The organism is Hymenobacter qilianensis (assembly GCF_014638675.1).
Lineage (GTDB): Bacteria > Bacteroidota > Bacteroidia > Cytophagales > Hymenobacteraceae > Hymenobacter > Hymenobacter qilianensis.
The window spans coordinates 964040-986581 of sequence record NZ_BMFN01000001.1 but is presented as its reverse complement, the minus strand read 5'-3'; the positions used below and the strand labels follow the sequence as shown (position 1 = coordinate 986581).

The following is a 22542-nucleotide window of genomic DNA, read 5'->3' as shown; positions in this document are numbered from 1 at the left end:
GTGAAACCGATTGGCCGAGTTGTTGCGGAATTATGGCAAAAGCTAATCATATGAAAAAAATACTGTTTCTCATTCCGCTCGCTCTTCTGTTTCTAACTGCTGGGTGCGAGAAAATTGATCAACTGCTCACTTTCTACATTGATGATACCCAGAATATTAAAGTTGCGGGCAACGCTGTAGTAGGGCTGATTCCTGTTGCGCCGGTAGCCGTGACAACCCGCTCAGAGGAACGCTTCAAGAACGAGGATACACGCGCTGATCTGGTAAAAGATGTGAGCCTGAATAAGCTCACGCTCACAATTACCGACCCGAACAACGAGAATTTCGACTTTTTGGAAAGCGTAACCATCTATATCAGCACCGATCAGAGCGACCGGGTTGCGTTGGCTTCACTGAGCCCGGTACCTACGGGGCAGAAGGTTATTGACCTCAAGCCAAGCGGCGCCAAGCTGGATAAATATCTCAAGGCATCCGGCTACACGCTTACTACGGAGGCCCGCGTGAAGCGCGCCGTTGCGCAGGATATCACCATGCGTGCCGACTCCCGCTTCAAAGTAACTGCCGATCCGCTGTAGGCAAGACGCATAAACCACATAAAAAAAGCCCCCCGGAATATTCTGGGGGGCTTTTTTTATGTGGTTTATGAACGTCTAGCGACTGGTAGTGGCCGTCGCACAATCAGCCGATAATTAATTATTTAGCGTCTTATAGTGCTCCATCATCTTCGCTATGTGGGGCAGCTGCTCATAGCTTAGATTGTTCTGGCTGGCATAGGCTTCCATCTGGGGGGCTTTTTCGTTGAACAAACGCAGCACTGCCTTCTTAGTCAGACTTAGGGGCTCAACTCGCTCCTGTCCGGCGCGCAACACGTACGGCTGGGTACTGCGTAGGTATTGGGCGGCGCGTGTTTCAACGCCAAGAGCTTCATTGCGAGCAGCTGGCCGCTCCACTACTTCGTGAAGCAGAAATAAGCGTACGGGGCCCTGATTGAGCGACTCGAAATAGTTTTTGCCGCTATACGTTGCCGACCGATACGACTGGACCTCGAAAATCTGCCCGTTCTGTCCGGCTGCTCCCAGTATAAAACCGCGCACGCTGGCTGGGGGCACTACCCGAATTCCCCCTTCTGCGCTTGGGTCCTGCACCTCTACCAGTCGCATTGCCATGTTGAAGCGCATGGCCGGCACCGCCAGCGCCTGATTGTTGGCTAGCAATATCGTACCGGCCTTCCAGTCGGGCGTGTAGTAGGCCTGATCGGGCGTAAGCTTGGTTTGATCAACGATGCGGCGGTATTCGAAGGGCGTATACGAGCCCCCCGTCAGGCGCCCCATTTCGCTCATTGTTACGGTTTGGTTTTGAGCTATGCTCACGCTAATCAACGACAAATTCAATAACGCAATCAAGCTTATTCGTTTCATCTTAAATGGGATAGATATAGAGTATTAAATAGGACCAACAGTCTCAAAGCCAGAGGTGTATAAAGCCTGAAGCACAGTTTTACCGATTGCGTCCGTACTGCTCGTGGCTGCTTACCCAGTCGCTGCTCGAAATGGCCGCGCCCAGACTTAGCTCGCCGGCCAGCACCACGCCCGCCACGATTTCGGCAAACTTGTTCACCGTGCCCCGGCCCACGCAGCCCAGCATCCGCAGGCACTCATTCTGTGTGGCCAGCCCGGTGCCGCCGCCGTGCGTGGCTACGATGAGAGACGGAATAGTGATATTCAAATACAGGTCGCCCTCCTTCGTGACCTCCGAGTACAGCACCCCCGCGCTTGATTCCGACACGTTGGCCACATCCTGACCAGTAGCAATGAACATTGCCGTAATGCCGTTGGCCGAGTGCGCGCCGTTGTTATTGGCCCCCGAAATAAAGGCCCCCACGTTGCTCACCTGCCCGTGGTAAGCCAGTTGCTCAGGCGTCACGCGCATGCGTTGCTGTAGAATGTCGCGCTTCACCACGGCCTCGGCTACCACGCGCTTGCCGCGGGTGCGCATCACGTTGATCTGGGAGGCTTTTTTGTCGGTGGCGAAGTTGGATTCGAGGTAGAAGTGGCGGATACCGGGCCCCTTGTAGTTTTCCAGAATCCAGGAGCAGGCGGCGAAAGTGGCGCGCCCAACCATGTTTTGCCCGGCCGCGTCGCCGGTGCTGTAGTTGAAGCGCAGGTAGGCAAACTTGGTGGCCAGATACGTATCGATGTACTGGAGCTTGGCTACGCGCGAAGTGCTTTCGGCCTCCTGACGAATAGAGTCGATTTCGGCCTCTACCCACTTAGAAAAGTCGCGGGCGCCGCGGGCATCATCGAACACGAACACGGGGGCCCGCTGCATGGCGTCGCCGATGACAGTGCACTTCACGCCCCCGCACAGGTTAAGCACCTGCATACCGCGGTTGTAGCTGGCTACCAGCGTGCCTTCGGTGGTAGCCATCGGAATGAGGAAATCGCCCTGGGCATGCTCGCCGTGCACAGTAAGCGGCCCGGCCAAACCCAACGGAATCTGGGCCACGCCCACAAAATGCTCGCAGTTGCCCTGTAGCATGTGCGGGTCGAAGGAGTATTTTTTAAGATGCTCGAATTCCTGACCAGTGTACGTCTGGGCGAAGTGCTGCCGCTCCTGAATGGCGGCCTCGGCGTAGTCGTCGGCATCTTGGCGCGGAATGCGCGTTCGGTTGGTCGACTGATTGACGATGCTGTCCTCTACCTCCACGTGCAGGTCGCCGAAAGGATCGGCCGCGAACTGCACCTGTACGCCGTGCAAACCCTCTGACAAGGCTGTCGTGGTCAGGTAAAACGTGATGCTATGGCCCACCAGAAACTCTAGGCCGCCGGGCGTGCGGCTCAGCACATCGGGAGCAGGGCGAATGTCGCCGTCGCCCAGGTCGAGGGCAATGTGCTCGGGGGTGATGCGCTCCCCATCAATTTGCACGTAGTCGAGGCGGGTGAAGCGCACCGTGTCGAGGCGGTTTTTGATGCTGAAAGCCACGCCGTTGGGCGTGTTGCGCAGGCTGCCACGCGTGTAGAGCAGCTTGAGCAGCATAGGACTGGGCGTAAAGATCATAAGCCGGGAGAGGTGGGGTTAGAACTATCGGCTTATAAGGTGCGAATTTTTTGGGAAAGGATAGGCTGAAATACTTAGCAGTTGCTTTTGTACTTCACTCTAAGAGTAGATGAAAAGGGAACTACTCAATGCTGAATGTGATGGGAATTGTATAACGCGTGTCTATTGGTTGATCGAGCTGATACCCCGGTATCCACGGTCCCATTAGTCGCATTACTCGCAAGGCCTCCGCATCCGCTGTTGGCTCCAAGCCTTTCAGTATACGCAGATCCTCAACCTTCCCAGTTTTCGTTACGACAAAGTTGATGAACACTTTGCCGACGGGCCTTGAGCTGATCGGATACTTCATATTTTCCCGAATAAATTTTGTCAGTCCTTCTTCTCCACCGTTTTTGTAAACAGGCATTACTTCTGCTACAAAGCCCATTACTAGTTTTATCTCAGGCTTCGGTAGCTCGCCAACCGGCGCCAATACTTGCTCTAGATCTGAGGTAAGGGTTATCGGGTTTAGTTGTTCCGATATTTTGAATTTCAAAGTTGAATCTGGGTGGCGGCTACACTGATGCGCAGCTTTCTGCACCTGTGCCAGTGCCTCCAGCCTTGTGAGTCCCAACCCACACACCAATACCAGCGCCACAAGAAACCGCCGCAGCTTCGGCCGCAACTGTATCTTCGGCTGATGCCGCACCACGGGTACCAGTTGCTGCGGCGCGAAACGGCCGCACACCCGGCCATCAGGGGAAGCTGCCCTTGCCTGCTCCAACTCAGCTAGTGTGCTGTTGGTAAAATCCTGCACGAGCCGGTTGCAGAGGTCACAATGGTGACCCAGCGCCTGGGGCGTCAGGTGTTGCTCGTCCACCGTGCAAGGCTGAATCCGGACGTTGAGAATGGGCAGGTTGAGCATTAGAAGGGCCTTACGATGTGAAGACTTGCCTAGTAAGCTATCAGAAAAACTTGAAAAAGCCCCCCAACCGAGCAACTCACCATTTCACTCCTCAAAAAACTCCCGGCCCCGCGTATCGATATAGCCCGTCTGTCCGCCGACGGTGAACACCCGCGCCGCGCTGCCCACGAAGGGCTGGGCCTCGCGGTACTGAGGCTTCACCAGCAGCTTGCCGTCGGCGGCGAGGTAGCCGAAGCGGCCTGCCTGCTCGATGATGGGGAAAGCGTAGCCGTTGGCGGGCGTGGCCCGGATGGCGTCGTATTCCAGGGGCAGCACCAGCTTGCCTTTTTGGTTGATGACGCCCCATTTTGCCCCCCGGCGCACGAACAGCAGGCCGTGGTAGCTGTCCCGGATTTCGTCGTACTCGGCGGGCACTACGGCGTGGCCCACGCTGAAGCGGAAGCCGACTTTGCCGTTGCGGCGCACCAGGTCGCCCTGCTCCAGAAAGTCGGTTTCGGCTGCATATTCGGTGGAGTCGGGTGGGGCGGTGAGGCGGTTGCCGGCGCGGTCTAGCTGGAAGGTTTGGCCCTGTAGCTCCACGGTGGCGCGGCCGCGCCGGAAGTTGTCGGCACGGGTGAAGTGCAGGGGCGTGAGGGCGGTGCCATCGGGGGTGATGTAGCCGAAATTTGCCCCCCGGCGCACCCAGGCAATATCTTCCACGAAAGGGCCGGCATCGTCGTAGCGCAGGGGCAGCACGAGGCGGCGCTGCTGGTCAGAGTAGCCCCAGAGGCTGCCGCGGCGGAAGGGCACGAGGCGGCTGGGGGGCATTTGGGCCAGCGCCGGCCACAGCAAAAGCTGCACAGCTAACAGCAGCAAGCCACGCCGCCCTACTTTGCAGGTTGGTAGCAGAAGCCGGGAGAGGAAGTTGTAAGGCATCAGCCCCCTAGAGATAAGTGAGCTACGGCCAGCGTATTTTCTTCGTATTCTGCCTGCATTGTACCTTGTGTACTCATTCATTCGCCAACACCACTCCTTATGAAATCCATTTACTCAGCCTTGCTGGCAGCAGCGATGCTTACTGGCCTTGGAACCGTGCCTGCCTCCGCTCAAAATTCCGGCCTAAATGCCCGTATTGCTAAACTAGCCCAGCAGGAGGAAGCGAAAGTCATTGCTTGGCGCCGCGACTTCCACGAACACCCGGAGCTGGGCAACCAGGAGAAGCGCACGGCCGAGATAGTAGCGGCTCACCTCAAAAAGCTGGGTTTGGAAGTGCAAACCGGCGTGGCCCGCACCGGCGTAGTGGGAATTCTGAAAGGCGGTAAGCCTGGCCCCGTGGTAGCGCTGCGCGCCGACATGGACGCGCTGCCCGTGACCGAAAACAACGAATTAACCTTTCGCTCGAAGGCCACCACCACCTACAATGGCCAGCAGGTGGGCGTGATGCATGCTTGCGGCCACGACTCGCACGTGGCTATGCTCATGGGAGCAGCTGAGGTGTTGAGCCAGGTAAAAAAAGATCTGCCCGGCACCGTGAAGTTTATTTTTCAGCCTGCCGAGGAAGGTTCTCTGCCCGGCGAAGAAGGCGGCGCCAAGCTCATGGTAAAGGAAGGCGTACTCGACAACCCCAAAGTAGACGCCATCTTTGGCGTCCACGTCAATGCCCAGACCGAAGTGGGTACGCTCAAGTACCGGCCGACCGGCACCATGGCCAGCTCCGACGTCTTCACGATTAAGGTGAAAGGCAAATCGGCCCACGGCGCGTATCCATGGCTGAGCGTAGACCCGGTAGTAGCCAGCGCCCAGATTATTATGGGGCTGCAAACCATTATCAGCCGCCAGACGGAGCTGACGGAGGATGCGGCTGTTATTACGGTGGGCATGGTGCACGGCGGCGTGCGCAACAACATCATCCCGGAGCAAGTGGAGCTGACGGGCACCATCCGGACGCTGAGCAAGGAGATGCAGCAGAAAATCTGGGCGGATATTCGTCGCACGGCCACCAACATAGCCGAAAGCGCCGGCGCCACGGCCGAAGTTGACATTGTGAACTATGCCCCCGTGACTTACAACGATCCGCGCCTCACCGAGCGCATGCTGCCCACGCTGCGCACGGCGGCCGGCGCGGCAGATAAGGTGGTCCTGCAAAAGGCCGTAACCGGCGCCGAAGACTTCGCATATTTTCAGGAGAAAGTGCCCGGCGTATTCGTGTTTGTTGGTGCCATGAGCAAAGGCACCGATCCGGCCACCACCGCGCCCCACCACACGCCCGGCTTTCGCCTAGATGAAAGCGGCTTTACCCTGGGAGTCAAGACGCTAACCATGCTGGCCGCTGATTACCTGACGATGAAGAAGTAGATGACTTTTCAGAAATAAACACCATCCCAATCGTCTGTCATGCAGAGCGCAAGCGAAGCATCTCGCGTGCTGACGAGAGGTTAGTAATCAGACGACCGCGAGCGAGATGCTTCGCTGCCGCTCTGCATGACAGACGATTGGGATGAGGTTCAATTGGCATGAAATCCAAACAAAAGAAATAGCACAGTGAATATCGCTTTAGTAACCTACGAGCCCGTAGGCAAATACACAGGTGCAGGCGTGGAGCAGGAGGATGCTTTGCTCACCAATCAATTGAAAAGCTGCGGCCACCGCGTGACGGCCGAAATCTGGAGTGACCCGGCCGTGGACTGGCGCAGCTATGAGGTAGTCGTGCTGAAGTCGCCCTGGGACTATTTTGATCGCATAACCGAGTTTTACGCGTGGCTTGACACCTTGGAGCGCCTGGCGGTGCGCGTGCTCAATCCGGTGGCTACGGTGCGCTGGAATTCGGATAAAAAGTATCTGCTGGACATGCAGGCGGCCGGCGTGCGTATTGTGCCCACGCACTGGTTGCCGCGCGGCTCGCGCTTCGTGCCCGAGACGTTATTTGCAGAGCTGCAAACGGAGCAGCTAATTGTGAAGCCCGCAGTAAGTGGCGGCGCCAAAAATACGTTTTCACTGCGGCCCGTCGAAGCTGCTACCCGCACTTCGGAGCTGGATACGCTGTTGGCCGAAGAGGATTTTCTGGCTCAACCTTTCCTTACCCAGATTCAAACCGAAGGCGAATGGTCCTTCATTTATCTGGGGGGCAAATTCAGTCATTGCGTGCTCAAAACGCCTAAGCTGGGCGACTTCCGGGTGCAGCACTACTTGGGCGGAGGCGTAGAGCTACGCCCAGCGCCGGCCCATCTGCTCCGCACCGCCGACGATATTGTGGCTCGATTTGCCCAGGGCTGCCTCTATGCCCGCGTGGATGGGGTAGAGGTAGAGGGCGACTTTCTGCTCATGGAATTGGAGTTGATCGAACCCTTCTTATACCTGGACGCCGACAAAAAAGCCCCCCAGCGCTACGAAGAAGCCTTGCGCTCGCTTATATAGCTGAGAGGCTTCTAAAAGAAGTAACAGGAACGGCCGGGTTGGTAGTTATGCAGCTATCAACCCGGCCGTTCCTGTTATAAAACCGGTTTCAAAAGCTAAATCCATTCACTGCAAAGCCACCATCTACGCTCAGGCATTGTCCGGTGACATAGCTGGCGGCGGGCAAGCACAGAAACGCCACGGCGGCCCCCACTTCTTCCGGATCGCCGATGCGCTTCATGGGAGTGCGGGACAATACCTGCTGCAGAAATTCGTCGTCGCTGAGTACCCCGGCCACTAGCGGCGTGCGGATGTACCACGGGGCAATGGCATTCACGCGAATCCCATCGGCGGCCCATTCTACCGCCAGGTTGCGGGTAAGCTGGAGAATGGCCGCCTTCGTCATGCCATAGATAGAGCCGGTGCGCACATGCATCAATCCCGCCACTGATGAAACATTTACAATGCTGGCCTTGCCGGCGGCTTGCAGTAGAGAAAAAGCCCCTTGACACATCCCAAACACAGATTCGAGGTTGGTAGCCATAATGTGCTGGTATTCTTCGGGCGTGTACTCGGCCGTGCGCTTGCGGATGTTGGTGCCCACATTATTGACCAGAATATGCAGCTGGGGCCACCGCTGCCCCACTTCGGCCAGAAGCGCCGCCCGCGCGGCCGCTGTGCTTACGTCGGCTGCTATAGCGTGCGCGTCGAGGCCACGTGACTGCCATTCAGCTACTTGCGTGTTCAAATCGTCGGGGTTGCGGGCTACGGCTACCACCGTAGCGCCAAAGCTCAGCAGCTCTTCGGCCGCCGCCGCGCCGATGCCTTTGGAGGCACCCGTAACAAGAGCAACCTGGCCCGTTAAGCGCCAGCGGTTATTGAAAGTTGAAGGATTGGGAGTAGACATTTTGATTATAGCAGGATTGTAGGAGAGAAACTGAATGGACCAGAAGTCACAAATGAGCGATTCTTTAGGCTGCATGCAAGCAGCAACAGTGGTCAGATGGTGGCAGAAGAGACTTTTTAGTTGCAAAAATCACTTTTCATTCTCTATATAGCCACGTCACATTTCGGGGGTTGTTGGGTGGTAAAGGAGTGGGCAAAATCGTAATTTGAGGCATAAGCCGATTGCAGTCGGCTGTACTCCGTTCCTTTTCCATCACCAAACTCCTTTTAAATGGTTAATAAATACTCTATTGCCGCTCTGCTATTGCTGGGGGGCATTTCTTCCGCTTACGCACAAGGTCAGGATTTGACTCGCGTGAAGCACAAGGAAGTAGGCGAAAAAGGCATGCCTACGCTTATCCAGTTTCGGCTGGAAGGTAAATCGTACCAGATGAGCGAAGCCCGTAAGGCGCTGGCCGAACAGCTAGAATTGACGGCCGACGACCAGTTTCAGAGCGCCAAAATCGAAACGGACCCAATGGGTTTCGTGCACGAAAAGTTCGAGCAGTACTACAAGGGTATCAGAGTTGAGCATGCCGCGTACACCGTACACGCCCGCCAGGGCACGGTGGAAAGCATGAGCGGCAGCTTTGAGCGCGTGCAGAATGTGAAGACAGCACCTGCGTTGAATGAGCAAGCCGCCTTACAGCGGGCGCTCCGCTTTGTGGGGGGCAAAAAGTATATGTGGGAAGATGCCGGTGAAGAGGCTACCCTAAAAGAGCACGAAAACAACCCGCGCGCCAGCTACAAGCCGGAGGGCGAATTGGTTATTGTAACTAACACCCAAGCTGAGCCGGGAAGTCCGGAGTTTGGGCAGCCTACGCTGGCCTGGAAGTTCAATATCTATTCCCAGCAGCCCGTAAGTCGGGCCTACATTTATGTAGATGCCGAAACGGGCGACATTGTAGCGAAGGATGCTATTATCAAGCACGCGGCAGCCACTGGTACTTTTGCCACCCGCTACAGCGGCACCAAAACTGGCGCTACGGAAAGCATCAACGGCAGCTACCGCCTGCGCGAGCTAACCCGCGGCTCCGGCATCGAAACGTATAACTGCCGGAAGGGAAACAGCTATACCACCGCCGTCGACTTCACGGATTTAGACAATAGCTGGACGGAGTACGCCAACGCCAACCTCGACAACGCGGCACTCGATGCGCACTATGGCGCCCAAAGCACCTACGACTACTTCAAGAACATTCACGCCCGAAACAGCTACAACAATGCGGGCGCCAAAATCAAGAGCTACGTTCACTTCGACGACACCCCCGGCGACGGCAAAGGCTATGAGAATGCCTACTGGAATGGCTCGGTAATGACCTATGGCGACGGCTACACTCGCTTCGACCCATTGACCTCGCTCGACGTTGCGGCCCACGAAATCGGCCACGCTATATGCTCCAGCACTGCTAATCTCACGTATTCGTACGAGTCGGGTGCGCTGAACGAGGGCTTCTCCGACATCTGGGGAGCGGCCGTGGAGTATTACAAAGACCCTAATAAAGCCACTTGGCTCATCGGGGAGGATATCGACAAAGTGCGGCCTTCACTGCGCTCGATGAGTAACCCCAACGCCGAAAGTCAGCCCGACACTTATAAAGGCACTTATTGGTACGCCGGCAGCGGCGACAACGGCGGCGTACACACCAATAGCGGCGTGCTTAACCACTGGTTTTATCGGTTGGTCGTGGGCGGCAGCGGCACCAATGACATAGGCAGCAGCTTCAGCGTAACGGGTATCGGTATTGATGCGGCGGCCAAAATCGCGTATCGTACGGAGAGCGTATACCTCACGGCATCAAGCAACTACGCAGCGGCTCGTACCTATTCTATTCAGTCGGCTACTGACTTGTATGGAGCAGGCTCGGCCCAGGTAATTGCGACCACCAATGCTTGGTATGCGGTGGGTGTAGGCGCTGCGTACAGCGGCGGCACTACTCCGCCCCCAACCACCGGCGTAACGTATTGCGCTTCTAATGGCACAAACAACGCATACGAGTGGATTGATTTGGTCAACTTGGGTACCATCAACCGTACTTCCGCCAAAGAAACCGGTGGATATTACAATGGCACGGCCCTAAGCACCAGCGTAGCAGCGGGCTCTTCGCAAACCATCCGCTTTAGCGCAGGTTTCGCTTCTACGGCGTACACCGAATACTGGAAAGTGTATATCGACTGGAACAAGGACGGTGACTTTATAGATGCCGGTGAAACAGTAGTGAGTGGTACTTCCGCCAGCGCGGCTACCCTCAGCGCCACTTTCACGGTGCCCACCACGGCCCGTAGCGGCAGCACCCGCATGCGGGTTTCGCTGAGCGACGCGGCTCAAACTAGCTGCAGCAGCTTTACATATGGCGAAGTAGAAGACTACACCATCAACGTGACGGGCGGCGCCGCCCTCACCAGCAACGTAGTAGCCAGCAGCAATGTAAGCAGCAGCGCCACGCTCGGCAGCGACAATCTGGTAGGCACTGAAGTCGGTATCTATCCGAATCCGGCTACCGATGTGCTGCGCGTGACCTTGCCAAATAACGCCTCAGCCGTATCGGTGCAGGTGGCAGATATGCAGGGCCGGAGCATCAAGGGCACTCAACTTACCAGCAACGGCGAGCTGAACGTGACGCATCTAGCCAAAGGCATGTACATGCTCAGCGTCAGCGACGGGCAGAAAACCTTCCGCCAGCGTTTTGTGAAGCAATAAGCTTTGGAACAGGGCAAAAAGCCCCCAGAACTACAAAAGGCCCGTCGCACGACGGGCCTTTTGTAGTTCTGGGGGCTTTTTTTAGGCTATCCTACTTAATGGAGTACTCAATCTTCAGCTCCACGGTGCCGTAGCCATCATTCTTTTTGGTGTTGCCGCGCAGGCTGACATCATCCAGGTTGTCGGTGCTGGTGAAGTTGTAAACGGCCTCGGCAGTAGCGCTGAAGTCGCGGGAAAGGCGGAACGTAAGGCCGACGCCCACGGGCGCAATCACGGCTATGTTGGGGTAGCCGGTGCTTTCGGGGGCCAGATACACCTGGTTGTTTACGGGGCGGCCGCTGCCAATGTAGGTCTTCGGATTATACATCGCCAGCCCTAAACCGGCTTTCACATACGGCTTAATAATGGCCGCCGGGCCACGGGGAGCGGCAAACTGCGACTCGTCGCCTAACAGCTCGTAGCGCAGAAAAGTGGTCAGCGCCCCGTTGCGGCCCCGGAAAGCCAGATTACGCTCGGGCAGCTGGTCGGTGGCTCCAATCTGAAAGTACGACACCTCGCCCCCGACTTGCAGGCGCGGACGCAGCAGATACAGGCCGCCCAAGCTGATGCTCGGCCCCGGCAGGTTTTGCGACCATTTACCTAGGTCGCCGGTGTAGAGGGCCACGCCTCCGCCCACCGTCACACGGAATGGACCACGATAATAAGGACGAGCTTGGTTGCTAAAATAGCGCTGGCGTTGGCCGGGCCCCTGAGCAGCGGCGGTGTAAGAAGAAGCTAAAGACCAGAACAGCAAAGAGCTGAGTAGAAGCAAACGAAGTTTCACAGGCAAAGACTTAGTTGAAAGTAGCCGCCACTTACGCGGTTAACTACCAGTTCGTTGCCTAACGTCGTTTGCCCCTGCTTTATTTGAACTTGCCTGTGGGGTCGGGTTGCTTGGCCAACAGCTCGCCAATAAAGCCGAAGTCGAAGCTGGCCATATTTAGGCTCTGGCCCTTGTGAACCGCCTCCCAGGCCTTGGTATAGTCTTCCTGGAAATAATAGCCCCGCGCCATCTGCTGCCACGCCACCCCATTGTTTGGGTCAGCAGTGATGGCTTTTTGCAGGAATTCCATGCCAGTATTCAGGTCTTTTTTCTTTTTGGATTGCTCATAGCGAATCAGGTAGCTGGCGCCTAAGTCGCTGAGCGTGTTACCATCGGTGGGGTTAATTGCCAAGGCTTGTGTGAGCAGCTTAATCGACTCATCGGGCGTTGGGTTGCGGCTGGCCACCACGCCCAAACCGCGGTAGGCATCGGCGTTTTTCTGATCGAGCAGCCACGCCAGGTTGAAGCGGTACATAGCCGTGTCAGGCTGGTTTTCGCTTAAGTACTCATAGCCTTTGGTGGAGAAAAACTTGCTGGCCTCGGCGCGCGAAGGGAAGTTGCGGTCGATATCAGCCAGGAAATTCGGCCCGACTACCTGCTCGGCCTGGGCCGTGGTGATGCCACCAAACAACGGCAGCAGGCGGTTAGCCTTGCTAATGGAAGCCGTGGCGGCCGAAGCTTTTTCCTTTTTGTTTTTGCGCTGTGCCAAAGTAGGCGTGGCACCAAAAGCCAGCAGCGCCGCCAGCACCAGAATATTTTTCATGCAACAGGGTAGATAGAGAAACGCTTAAAATTGCCCCCCAGCATCAAGCTGCCAGTTGAGCTTTCGTACAAATATAACGCCCTCAGCCCAAGGATAGTCTATGCATGCTGAGGTTGCTGACGGGAGATGCAAACTGAGGTTAGTACACGTTGGTAGAGCTATGATACTGTCTGGGGGGCTTTTTTGAAGGCCCGACACACGCCGACAAACCAGTTGGCAGCTCCACGAGTATATGCGGGCTGATCAGCAAGTATTCTGCTACAGAAGTGCCCGCTACATATTCCCTTCCGATGTCTGTTTCCCGCTTGCTGGCGCTGCCAGCCCTGCTTGTGTTGCTGCTCTTGATAGTTGGCACCAACGAATACGCCGTGGCTCGTCCCAGCCGCCGCACCCAGGATATTGCTTATGTAGCCGCCACTGCTACTGACTTCAGTGCCGAGCGCCACCGCCTCGACGTGTATACCCCGCGGCGTAAGGCAGCGGCCAGCCATCCGGTAGTCGTCTTTATTCACGGCGGCAACTGGGACAGCGGCAGCAAGAATATTTACACCTTCATCGGGCGGCGGCTGGCCAAGCAGGGCGTAGTAGCCGTCATTATCAACTACCGCCTTTCGCCCGATGTGCAGGTGCCGGCTATGGCCGAAGACTGCGCCCGCGCCGTGCACTGGACCCAGCAGCACATTGCAGAGTACGGCGGCGACCCCCAGCGTATTTTTCTCATGGGACACTCAGCCGGGGCTGGGTTAGCAGCCCTGATTGCCACTGACAACCACTACTTTTCCCGGCTGGGTTTGCTCCAAAATTCCGTGCGTGGCGTCATCCTCGACGACCCTGCCGGCCTCGATATGTACGACTATCTACTCAAGAAGCAATATGCCGGTGACGAGCAGTACCTCACCGCCTTTGGCCGCGACCCACAGGGCTGGAAAGCAGTATCAGCGCTGTATCATCTCACGGCGGCCAGCCCGCCCTTCCTCACATTTGTGGGGGGCAAAACCTACCCGTCCATTGCGAGCAGCAGCCAGAAGTTCAGGAGTCGCCTGAAGGAGCTTGGCGTGTCGCCTCAATTTATGGTGCTTCCTGGTAAACAGCACATTCCTATGGTGTTACAACTGTATTGGCAGCACAACGTAATTTATCGGCAGTTGCTGCCGTTTATAAGCAAATCCAGCCGATAAATGAGGTTAGGTAAGAGCGCTGGCTTTTAGTCCGACTTAAAAAAAGTCATAAAAAAATTAGCTGGAAAGTAATTAAAAATTAAGCAGTAACGTAAAGGGGTATTTCCAGATTTTTAAGATGCTATAAGCCTCTTTATCGTTATAAATCAGGTAGATGAAAAATAAGGAACAGGTGCTTGCCTCATCTGGGGAATTGAACCGGATGCGGATTTTGAGCCGCTACACGCTTCTACGTACTCTACCTGAGAACTTACTTGATGATTTAGTTTGTCTGACGGCCGCCTTATTCGATGTGCCGGTAGTGCTGGTATCATTCGCTGCGGCTGAAACGGAGGAGCAAGCGGCTACTTATGAGGCATTTGGCTGGGATGCCAGTGGAGAAGAGGACTTCGGCACCGTGGCCATACGACGGAGCGAAACCGCTTTACTCGAAGAAATGGCCCCCAAGCCTCTGGAACTGGCCAACCCATTCGTGACTCGCGCCCTCAACTTCCGGTTTTATGCCGCCACCGCTCTCAAGGGCGCCAACGGGCAAAACCTGGGAAACTTATGTGTGGTAGGCCGCCGGCCCCGCACGTTTTCGCCTACTGAGCGCGATGTACTGAGCAGAATGTCGGCCCTCATCATCCGCCTCCTTGATCTGCGCCGGGTGATAGGCCGCGAGGGTGCCGCGCTGGCGAGCATGTGGAATGCTATCTATGCCGCTAGCACTGATTCTTTGCACCGCATTCTAGCCCTCACGGATCGGCTAAAGCAGCAGGAAGACCTGGAAACCATCACGGCCGTTATTCAGCGGAAGCTCATCTGTAAAGATGCCAACCTGATAGCGGGCATTGCTGATCAGCACATCAGCGGCTTATTGGAAAACCAGTAACCGGCCTTAGGCAAACATCTGCTTACTAAATGTTGTGGGCCTAGGCCATGACGCGTTGCGGTTTTTGGGCATATTCAGCCGAAGCCAGCACCTCTGCAATATGGGCCTGTGCCCGCAGTAGCTCCTCCGCGTAAGGTTCATAGAGTACCCGCTGGGGTGGCCCATCGGGCAGTAGCTCCGCATCCCAAAGGCCAGACTGATGCCAGTTGTCCTGAAAATCCCAGTCGGGCCGGTCGATGATAGGGTAGAGGCAAACGCCCCACAAAGGCACCCCCTGACGCAAAGCTATGGCGCACTCCCGAGCAATATGCTGCATCCAGAGTGGCCGGTCGATGCCGGGATGACTGGTTTCGGTGAGTACTACAGGGCGCTGGTAGCGCTGGTAGGCCATTTGCAGCAGCGCACTTAGCGGCTTCCAGCGCGGGTCAAGCGGCGAATCGTTCCACCCAAGTGTTTGGTGCGGTTCCAGCTGCCATTGGTTGTCGTAGTAAAAGTTAAAGCCGAGAATATCCAGAAAATCGGGGGAGCCACCCAGCTCCGGGCACAGCCTGCCCGCCAGCATATCTACCGACTGAAACTGATTGATAGTAAACTCAGTGGTCCGGTTTCGCTCCGTGCGGTTGGCACCGAGGCGGGGTACCACATTAATCATGGGCTCCGTGGTGAGAATACGAATGCCAGGGTCTGCCTCGCGCAGGGCCGCCGTGCCTTCGATGTAGGCCCGCATCAGCCCCCGCTTAACTTCCCAGCCCTGACCCACGCAATACGGAGACGTACCACGCACATCACCGCCCAACCACGACATAAAGCTGACCTCGTTGATGGGCGTCACGATGAGCACATCATCAGGTCTATGGCTGCGGTAAAACTCCACAAAGGCACGACACAGCGCCGCGAAGCGCCGGGCAAACATGGGGTGCAGAGGCGTCAGATCGTCGGGGTAGCCGAAGTGGCAGAGGTCCCACACCTGTTGCACGCCGTGGCGCTGCCCGGTAGCCAGCATCGAGGCCACCGTGCTCCAGTCATAGTGGTAGGGCGTGCGCTCTACCTGGCTCCACCGGATACCTTCCCGCACCGTGCGAATGCCGAATGGATTCAGCGCCTGATAATCTTCATCCAGCTTCTGAAAGTGACCGGTAAGATGCAGGAAATCAACGCGGTGCCCGAAAGCGTTAAGCTGGTCAGTGCATTCATAGCCACCCATCCAGAACGATTGAAATGGGTTCTGGGGGGCATTTTTGTGTAAGTGGTGCATAGGTGCCTAGTGGTTAGGACGAGGCAAGTGGGGGCTTTTTGTTACCCGAGCCACCACTTAAACCGATGCTTTGTGAGCAACGTCGGTAATAGATTTAGCCTCAATAAAACTTTGCTTAAAATCAGGGTGCTTTGCCTTAATGCTCTCCTGGAGTTGCCCAAAAGCTTTTCTCGCCTCCGCAGTTGCCGACCAAAGCGACTATGCCCGCCGCCAGCATTGCCGGGCTGCCGGTGAAGGAGGCCGCCACGAATTCCGCGGTGGCAGTTTTCGATTCAGCGTTGTTGCCCACAGGAAAGCAAAAGACAAATAAGTTCACAGCTACGCAGACTAAGGCGCAGAGGTTGGTAAGAAGAAGAGGAGCAGCGTTTATAGCAGCCAGCACGTAGGCGGGCAGCAGCCTGTCCGCTGGTTTAAAAAGCCCCCCAGACGCCTGAAACCGTAGTAAGCGCAACTATTGGCTGAACATTCTGCTTTTCTCCGACTTTTACGGCGCTGGCCACCTTATTTCTGGTCCCGACTGCTTACTTCCAACCTATGCCTCAACTCGACTCAGCAAAGCCGCCTACTCTTCGTCGCGACTTAGGACTGGTGCAAGCCACCGCCCTGAACATGATTGATATGGTGGGCATTGGGCCGTTCGTGGTGCTGCCGCTGGTCATGCACCTGATGGGGCCTTACTTCCTGCTGGCCTGGATGGTGGGCGCGGCTTTGGCAGTGGTCGATGGCATGGTGTGGGCCGAGCTGGGCGCCGCCTACCCTGAGGCCGGGGGCAGCTACCGCTTTCTCAAGCTGGCTTATGGCGAGGCTAAGTGGGGCCGACTGATGTCGTTTTTGTATGTGTGGCAAACGCTGGTGCAGGCGCCGCTGGTGGTGGCGTCGGGGGCTATCGGCTTTGCCCAATACTTCGGCTATCTGGTGCCGCTCACCGAATGGTGGCAGCCCAAGCTGGTGAGCGGGGTGGTGGTGCTGGCGCTCATTGTGCTGCTCTACCGCCGCATTGATGATATTGGACGGCTGGGCGTGCTGCTGTGGGTAGGCGTGCTGGGCCTCATGGGCTGGCTGATATTTGGGGGCGTCACGCACTCAACCCATAACGTGGCCTGGCTCCCCATGGGGGGCATTTCGGACGTGCCGGGCTTGCTGTTTTCGGTGGCTTTGGGACAGGCAGCGGTCAAAACCATCTACAGCTACCTGGGCTACTACAACGTGTGTCATCTGGGGGGCGAAATCCGCAATCCGGAGCGCGTTATTCCGCGCAGCATCTTCCTGAGCATCTTAGGAATAGCGGCCTTGTACCTGCTTCTGAACTGGAGCGTGGGCACGGTCATTCCCTGGCAGCAGGCCCAGCACTCCGAGTTCATCGTGAGCACCTTCGTCGAAACGATTTATGGCAGCACCGCCGCCAAGCTGGCTACGGCCTTGGTGCTGTGGGTGGCGTTTGCGTCGTTGTTTGCCGTGCTGCTGGGTTACTCCCGCATCCCGTATGCCGCCGCCGCCGATGGCGAGTTTCTGCCATTGTTTGCCAAAGTTCACCCTACCAAGCAGTTCCCGCACGTCTCCTTGCTGATACTGGGCGGCGTAGGCTTCGTGTTTAGCCTGTTGTTTCGGCTGGGCGAGGTCATCACAGCCATACTGGCCATGCGTATTCTGATCCAATTTGTGGGGCAAGGAGTGGGCCTGATGCTGCTTCGCCGGCGCCGGGGCACGGCTCATCTGCCTTTCCGAATGCCCTTGTATCCCTTGCCGGTGTTGTTGGCCATAGCCGTTTGGCTGCTGATTTTCTGGAGCACCGGCCCGGCGTTTATGCTTTCGGGCCTGACGGTGATTGGGGCCGGTGTGGTCGTGTTTTTGCTCTGGAGTCGGCGCTTAGGAAGGTGGCCGTTTGAGCAGTAAATAACCCCGACTAAGCGTAGATAACCACGCCACGCTTTGCCGCACATGAAGCTTTTTATCCTGTTTTTTACTTTATCGTTAGCCGCCTCCGCCACATACGGGCAAGCACTCGCGCCCGACCGATTGCTATGGAGTTCCACCCGCCGCCTCCAAGCCTCCGACTTTCATATCATTGCCAAGCCTGGTACCGGTGGTCAGGCTCAATACCAGTACGATTACAATGGTCATCCTACCCAGTTTATGGGAAAGCGAGGCAATAATCAGCTAGTTCGAAATATGCTGCTATGCTCGGCCTCCAGCATTGATACGACTGGCAACGTGACTGATTTCCTGCGCTTTGAACAAACTTTGTTCGATATTCAGGAGGTGTATATCCGTCGGTTGCGTCAGACAGTTCGAGTTAGTGCGTTTCGTTCGCTTATGGTCGGCAACCAAAAGCTGAAAGCCGAGGAAGATAAATTGACGGTTGAAGCCGCCAAGCGCCGAATTGCCTATGGTGAGCAAACCAACTACGGCACATTACCGGACAAGCAAATAGAATGGGAAGCCACTATCCAAAGTGAGTTGGCTGCTTTAAGTGACTTCAGCGCTGAATAGATCTTATAATTTTACATAAAAAGCCCCCCAGACCAAGTCTGGGGGGCTTTTTTGCATTAGTTGAGAATACATTAGCCGCGCCGTAGCACCTGCGCTGCTTCCTTGGCGAAGTAGGTCAGGATGGCGTCGGCGCCGGCGCGCTTGATGCTGAGCAGAACTTCCATCATCGTCCGCTCACCATCGACCCAACCGTTTTGGGCCGCGGCTTTCACCATAGCGTACTCCCCCGATACGTTGTAAGCCGTAACGGGCAAGGTGGTGGCATTGCGCACTTCCCGGATGATATCGAGGTAGCTCAGGGCAGGCTTAATCATCACCATATCAGCGCTTTCCTGCTCGTCGAGGGCCAGCTCGCGCAGGGCTTCGCGGCGGTTGGCGGGGTTCATCTGATAAGTTTTTTTATCGCCTTTTTTGGGCGCCGAGCCCAAAGCATCGCGGAAGGGGCCGTAGAAAGCCGAGGCGTACTTAGCCGTGTAGCTCATAATGCTCACATGCGAGAATGCGTTGCGGTCGAGCACATCGCGGATGAAGGCCACGCGGCCATCCATCATATCCGATGGACCGATGATGTCGGCGCCGGCCCGGGCCTGAGCCAGCGCCATTTGGCCCAACACTTCCAGCGAGGCATCATTCATAATCTCACCACTTTCGGCATCCACAATGCCGTCGTGGCCATCGGAGCTGTACGGGTCCATGGCCACATCAGTCATAAGTACCACTTCCGGGAAATGGCGCTTAATTTCCGCTACCGTGCGCAGGTAAAGGCCTTCAGGGTTAGCGCTTTCGCGGGCCAAGCGGTCTTTTAGCTCCTCGTTGATCTGGGGAAACGGCGCGAAAGATTTAATGCCAAGCTCTACACAGGCGCCAATCTCGTCGATGATACGGTCGGCGGAGTAGCGGAAAATGCCCGGCATGGATTTCACCTCTACCAGTTGGTTCTGGCCTTCGGTGAGGAAAATAGGATAGATAAAATCGTGGGTGGTGAGGTTGGTTTCCTGCACCATATTGCGAATGACTTCAGACTTGCGGTTGCGCCGGGGGCGGTGCGTGGGAATAAGCGCCATAGGTTGTTTTTAGTAATAGGACGAGGTAGAACAACTCGCGCAAAGGTAAGGTTGCGGCCGCGCCCGAATCCGGTTGGGCTTTCTTATTGAAGATGGAAAAGCAAGCGGACGCTTGGCTTAAAGATTGAAAAACTCCTGAAAGATTTCTGTCCAGGCATGTGGTCCGCCCATACCTAGGATCAAGAAGTAATATCCCAGCAATACAATCAGCGCCCCAACGCCCAGGCCCAGCCAGCCGCCCAGCAGCAAACCCGTTACCACACCGCCAACTACCAATATCCCACCCAGCACAAGGTTCAAGGCTTTTCGGTCAGTCGCAGTTTGATACGCCAACGCCGCTGAAGGCTTCTTCTTGAACTGCCCAATCGGTAACGCCGTTTGCGCCAGGCTCTTGGCCTTGACCGGCTTGGGCGTCAAGTGTTTGGTCTGGCGGGAAGCAGATGCTACGACTTTCAGCGCATGTGCCGCTCTGGTTTTGCTGGCTGCCGTTGTCACAGCGGAAGTACTGTCTGATAGTACACTGACGTAGGCTGCAGGCTCTGTTTGCGTGGTGGGCGGGTGAAAGGTAAAAGCTGCCTTCCCGCTCCGGCAGCCGACAAACGGTAACAACAAAAAAGCCCCCCAGAGGTGCCAAAGTCTCAAACGCATGGGTCGAAGATGAAAAAATAAGCGGACTTCCCAGCCTTGGGAAGTCCGCTTACAGAGAGCCGAAAGAATGATTTAGAAGGCCAGCAGCACCGATTCGATGATGTCGCAGGCTTCGTGCAGCTGCTCCTCGGTGATAACCAGCGGGGGGGCAAACCGGATGATGTCGCCGTGGGTGGGCTTGGCCAGCAGGCCGCGCTCCATCAGTGTCACGCACACATCCCAGGCGGTGCGCCCATCATCGGTGGGCTTGATAATCACGGCATTAAGCAATCCTTTGCCTCGTACCAGCTCTACCACGTCGGGGCGCTTTTGCTGTACCTGGCGCATCCGCTCCCGGAATATCTCGCCCAGCGCGCGCGCATTTTCCACCAGGTTTTCATCTTTGATTACATCCAGAGAAGCGCGCATGACAGCGCAGGCCAGCGGGTTGCCGCCAAAAGTGGAGCCGTGCTGCCCCGGCTGAATCGTGAGCATCACCGCATCCTGCGCCAGCACCGCCGACACAGGCATGGCACCGCCCGATAAGGCTTTGCCCAAAATCAGAATATCGGCGTGCACACCTTCGGCGTAACTGGCCAGCCACTCGCCCGTGCGACCCAGGCCGGTCTGAATTTCGTCGGCAATGAACAGGACATTATGGGCTTTGCACAGCGCTTGCGCCTTGGCCAGATATCCCTCAGACGGCACCACTACGCCGGCCTCACCCTGAATGGGCTCCACCATGAAAGCGCATACCTGATGATCCTTCACGGCTTCTTCCAGTGCCTCCAAGTCGTCGTAGGGTACTACCTCGTAGCCAGGATTGTAGGGACCAAAGCCGCCGGTGCTGTCGGGGTCGGTGCTGAAGGAGATGATGCCGGTGGTGCGGCCGTGGAAGTTGCGCTCGGCCACAATAATGCGGGCCTGATTGGGCGCAATGCCCTTTTCCTGGTAGCCCCATTTGCGCGCTAGCTTCAGGGCGGTTTCAACGGCCTCGGCCCCGGAGTTCATCAGCAAGGCTTTGTCGTAGTTGAACAGCTCGCACAGCTGCTTTTCAGCTAAGCCGAGCTGGTCATTGAAAAAAGCCCGGGAAGTAAGTGTCAGGCGCTGAGCCTGCTCTACCATTGCCCCAATAATGCGCGGGTGGCAATGACCCTGATTTACAGCCGAGTAGGCCGACAAAAAGTCGAGATACTGCTTGCCCTCCACATCCCAGAGGTGCACGCCCTCACCCCGGCTCAATACCACTGGCAGGGGGTGATAGTTGTGGGCGCCGTAGCGGTCTTCGAGCGCCATAAACTCCTGACTGCGATGGGCGGTGGTGGGGGTGGTTTCCATAAGCGAAGCAGAATGGGGTGGTATAAGCGAGAACAATTTCCAGACTCGAAATTACGCAAAAACGCCGGGAAGGGTGCTGGGGGGCTTTTTCTGAAAGCTCGACCATAACAATGCATGCATTCACTACCGTACTGTTGATAATGCATTCATAATCAGATACCTGCTACTGTTTAGCTATAAGCTCGACCCTATTCTGTTAAATATGTCTTCTCTATCTTTCTCCCGCCGCCACCCGGTGCTGGCTATAGTGATAGGCTTGCTGCTGTTGCTGGTATTAGGTCTGGGCATCACTTATATAGCAACTGATAAAGGCAAAAAACTGCTGCCCACGCTGTCGAATGTTTCCATGCAGATGGGCAACATCACGCCTGATTCGTTGAAAGCCACGATGGTTGTAGAGCTGCGCAATAATGTGCCCGTCACGATGCGCGTGGACAGCTTCAGCTACATTACCCGCTTGGATGGCGAGCTGCTGGCGCACGGCTCAAACGATAAGCCTACCGTGGTGAAATCGCGGGGGATGAGTAAGCTGCAAGTGCCTGTGAATGTGGACTTGAGCAAAGTGGCTGATAAAGTGAAGGAGATACAGCAGGACTGCGTAGACGTGCAGATGACCACGATTCTTTACACACGGTTGCCCATAGTAGGACCTGAGCGCATCCCCGTGACGGTCAGCAAAAAGATATACATACCGAAGATGCCCAAGGTGGAAGTCGCCGACGTGGACATCACCGACATGGGTTTGAAGAATGGGGAGGCCACAGTGCGCCTGCGCATTACAAACTACAATCCGTTCCCGGTTACCATCAAGCGCGTCAACTACCGCTTCCGCGTCGGGGGCGACGACTTAGATGTGCGTGGAGTAGAAGAAAAAGACGTTTCCTTTCGCCAGAAAGGCACCGAAATCATGCCTATTCGGGTAACATTCGAACCCAAGAAGATGCCAAAAGTGGCTTTTAAAACCTTATTCAGAGCCGAAAAAACAGAATACAAACTGGACGGTAAAGTGGTGTTTGCGGCAGGCAAACAAAACCCCGAGGATGTCGATATGAACTTCTCCAGCACCGGCACCCTCAAGGATTTGAAGAATATTCCGAAGTAAAAAGCCCCCC

At 56.2% G+C, this 22542-nt stretch carries 21 protein-coding genes; 9 read left to right on the top strand and 12 right to left on the bottom strand.

What is annotated here, in order from left to right; translation table 11 throughout:
* Positions 1–50 precede the first annotated feature (50 nt).
* On the top strand, positions 51–575 hold the full coding sequence (locus tag IEW06_RS04190) for a hypothetical protein (protein ID WP_187733759.1): 525 nt from the start codon (positions 51–53) through the stop codon (positions 573–575).
* A gap of 114 nt (positions 576–689) precedes the next feature.
* Here the strand turns inward: IEW06_RS04190 and IEW06_RS04185 are convergent, their stop codons facing one another.
* From IEW06_RS04185 to IEW06_RS04170, 4 genes are all read right to left on the bottom strand, one after another.
* Positions 690–1418: a hypothetical protein gene (locus tag IEW06_RS04185; protein ID WP_187733760.1), complete on the bottom strand. Its 729-nt coding sequence runs from the start codon at positions 1416–1418 to the stop codon at positions 690–692.
* A gap of 79 nt (positions 1419–1497) precedes the next feature.
* Positions 1498–3057 (bottom strand): hydroxymethylglutaryl-CoA reductase, encoded by a 1560-nt coding sequence (locus IEW06_RS04180; RefSeq protein ID WP_187733761.1) that lies wholly within the window; start codon positions 3055–3057, stop codon positions 1498–1500.
* Positions 3058–3178: 121 nt separating this feature from the next.
* Entirely contained in the window at positions 3179–3961 is a 783-nt protein-coding gene (locus IEW06_RS04175; RefSeq protein WP_187733762.1) for an energy transducer TonB, read from the bottom strand.
* A gap of 84 nt (positions 3962–4045) precedes the next feature.
* Positions 4046–4876: a WG repeat-containing protein gene (locus IEW06_RS04170; RefSeq protein ID WP_188547509.1), complete on the bottom strand. Its 831-nt coding sequence runs from the start codon at positions 4874–4876 to the stop codon at positions 4046–4048.
* 99 nt (positions 4877–4975) lie between these two features.
* Here IEW06_RS04170 and IEW06_RS04165 point away from each other — a divergent pair, with 99 nt between their 5' ends.
* Both IEW06_RS04165 and IEW06_RS04160 read left to right on the top strand, forming a co-directional pair.
* The gene (locus IEW06_RS04165) at positions 4976–6295 is read left to right on the top strand and encodes an amidohydrolase (RefSeq protein WP_187733764.1); all 1320 of its coding nucleotides are present in this window, start codon (positions 4976–4978) and stop codon (positions 6293–6295) included.
* Between the two features lie 186 nt (positions 6296–6481).
* A complete protein-coding gene (locus tag IEW06_RS04160; protein WP_187733765.1) occupies positions 6482–7354 on the top strand; it encodes an ATP-grasp domain-containing protein in 873 nt (290 codons plus the stop codon).
* Between the two features lie 88 nt (positions 7355–7442).
* Here the strand turns inward: IEW06_RS04160 and IEW06_RS04155 are convergent, their stop codons facing one another.
* Complete coding sequence (locus IEW06_RS04155) at positions 7443–8240, bottom strand: SDR family oxidoreductase (protein ID WP_187734222.1); 798 nt, start codon at positions 8238–8240, stop codon at positions 7443–7445.
* Between the two features lie 270 nt (positions 8241–8510).
* Between IEW06_RS04155 and IEW06_RS04150 the strand changes: the two genes are divergently transcribed.
* On the top strand, positions 8511–10979 hold the full coding sequence (locus IEW06_RS04150; protein ID WP_187733766.1) for a M4 family metallopeptidase: 2469 nt from the start codon (positions 8511–8513) through the stop codon (positions 10977–10979).
* Between the two features lie 91 nt (positions 10980–11070).
* On the opposite strand, the gene IEW06_RS04145 is transcribed toward IEW06_RS04150, so the two are convergent.
* The gene (locus IEW06_RS04145) at positions 11071–11802 is read right to left on the bottom strand and encodes a hypothetical protein (protein WP_187733767.1); all 732 of its coding nucleotides are present in this window, start codon (positions 11800–11802) and stop codon (positions 11071–11073) included.
* Positions 11803–11881: 79 nt separating this feature from the next.
* Positions 11882–12604, bottom strand: a complete 723-nt coding sequence (locus IEW06_RS04140) for a tetratricopeptide repeat protein (protein WP_187733768.1) — start codon at positions 12602–12604, stop codon at positions 11882–11884.
* A gap of 290 nt (positions 12605–12894) precedes the next feature.
* On the opposite strand from IEW06_RS04140, the gene IEW06_RS04135 reads away from it, so the two are divergent.
* Complete coding sequence (locus tag IEW06_RS04135; RefSeq protein ID WP_188547507.1) at positions 12895–13782, top strand: alpha/beta hydrolase; 888 nt, start codon at positions 12895–12897, stop codon at positions 13780–13782.
* A 154-nt stretch (positions 13783–13936) separates the two neighbouring features.
* Positions 13937–14656 carry a hypothetical protein gene (locus IEW06_RS04130; RefSeq protein WP_187733769.1) on the top strand — a complete coding sequence of 240 codons (720 nt, stop codon included), beginning with the start codon at positions 13937–13939 and terminating at the stop codon, positions 14654–14656.
* Between the two features lie 40 nt (positions 14657–14696).
* Here the strand turns inward: IEW06_RS04130 and IEW06_RS04125 are convergent, their stop codons facing one another.
* Both IEW06_RS04125 and IEW06_RS04120 read right to left on the bottom strand, forming a co-directional pair.
* The gene (locus IEW06_RS04125) at positions 14697–15911 is read right to left on the bottom strand and encodes an amine oxidase (protein WP_188547505.1); all 1215 of its coding nucleotides are present in this window, start codon (positions 15909–15911) and stop codon (positions 14697–14699) included.
* 136 nt (positions 15912–16047) lie between these two features.
* A complete protein-coding gene (locus tag IEW06_RS04120) occupies positions 16048–16227 on the bottom strand; it encodes a hypothetical protein (RefSeq protein WP_188547503.1) in 180 nt (59 codons plus the stop codon).
* A gap of 218 nt (positions 16228–16445) precedes the next feature.
* Between IEW06_RS04120 and IEW06_RS04115 the strand changes: the two genes are divergently transcribed.
* Both IEW06_RS04115 and IEW06_RS04110 read left to right on the top strand, forming a co-directional pair.
* Entirely contained in the window at positions 16446–17804 is a 1359-nt protein-coding gene (locus IEW06_RS04115; RefSeq protein WP_188547501.1) for an APC family permease, read from the top strand.
* A 45-nt stretch (positions 17805–17849) separates the two neighbouring features.
* Positions 17850–18401, top strand: coding sequence for a hypothetical protein (locus tag IEW06_RS04110; RefSeq protein ID WP_187733771.1), 552 nt, complete (start codon positions 17850–17852; stop codon positions 18399–18401).
* A gap of 71 nt (positions 18402–18472) precedes the next feature.
* Here IEW06_RS04110 and hemB read toward each other — a convergent pair whose 3' ends face one another.
* The 3 genes from hemB to rocD form a co-directional block, all read right to left on the bottom strand.
* Positions 18473–19465: a porphobilinogen synthase gene (hemB, locus tag IEW06_RS04105; protein WP_187733772.1), complete on the bottom strand. Its 993-nt coding sequence runs from the start codon at positions 19463–19465 to the stop codon at positions 18473–18475.
* Positions 19466–19582: 117 nt separating this feature from the next.
* Positions 19583–19960 carry a hypothetical protein gene (locus tag IEW06_RS04100; protein ID WP_187733773.1) on the bottom strand — a complete coding sequence of 126 codons (378 nt, stop codon included), beginning with the start codon at positions 19958–19960 and terminating at the stop codon, positions 19583–19585.
* A 225-nt stretch (positions 19961–20185) separates the two neighbouring features.
* A complete protein-coding gene (rocD, locus tag IEW06_RS04095; RefSeq protein ID WP_188547499.1) occupies positions 20186–21430 on the bottom strand; it encodes an ornithine--oxo-acid transaminase in 1245 nt (414 codons plus the stop codon).
* Between the two features lie 202 nt (positions 21431–21632).
* On the opposite strand from rocD, the gene IEW06_RS04090 reads away from it, so the two are divergent.
* Entirely contained in the window at positions 21633–22532 is a 900-nt protein-coding gene (locus tag IEW06_RS04090) for an LEA/WHy family protein (protein ID WP_187733774.1), read from the top strand.
* Positions 22533–22542 lie beyond the last annotated feature (10 nt).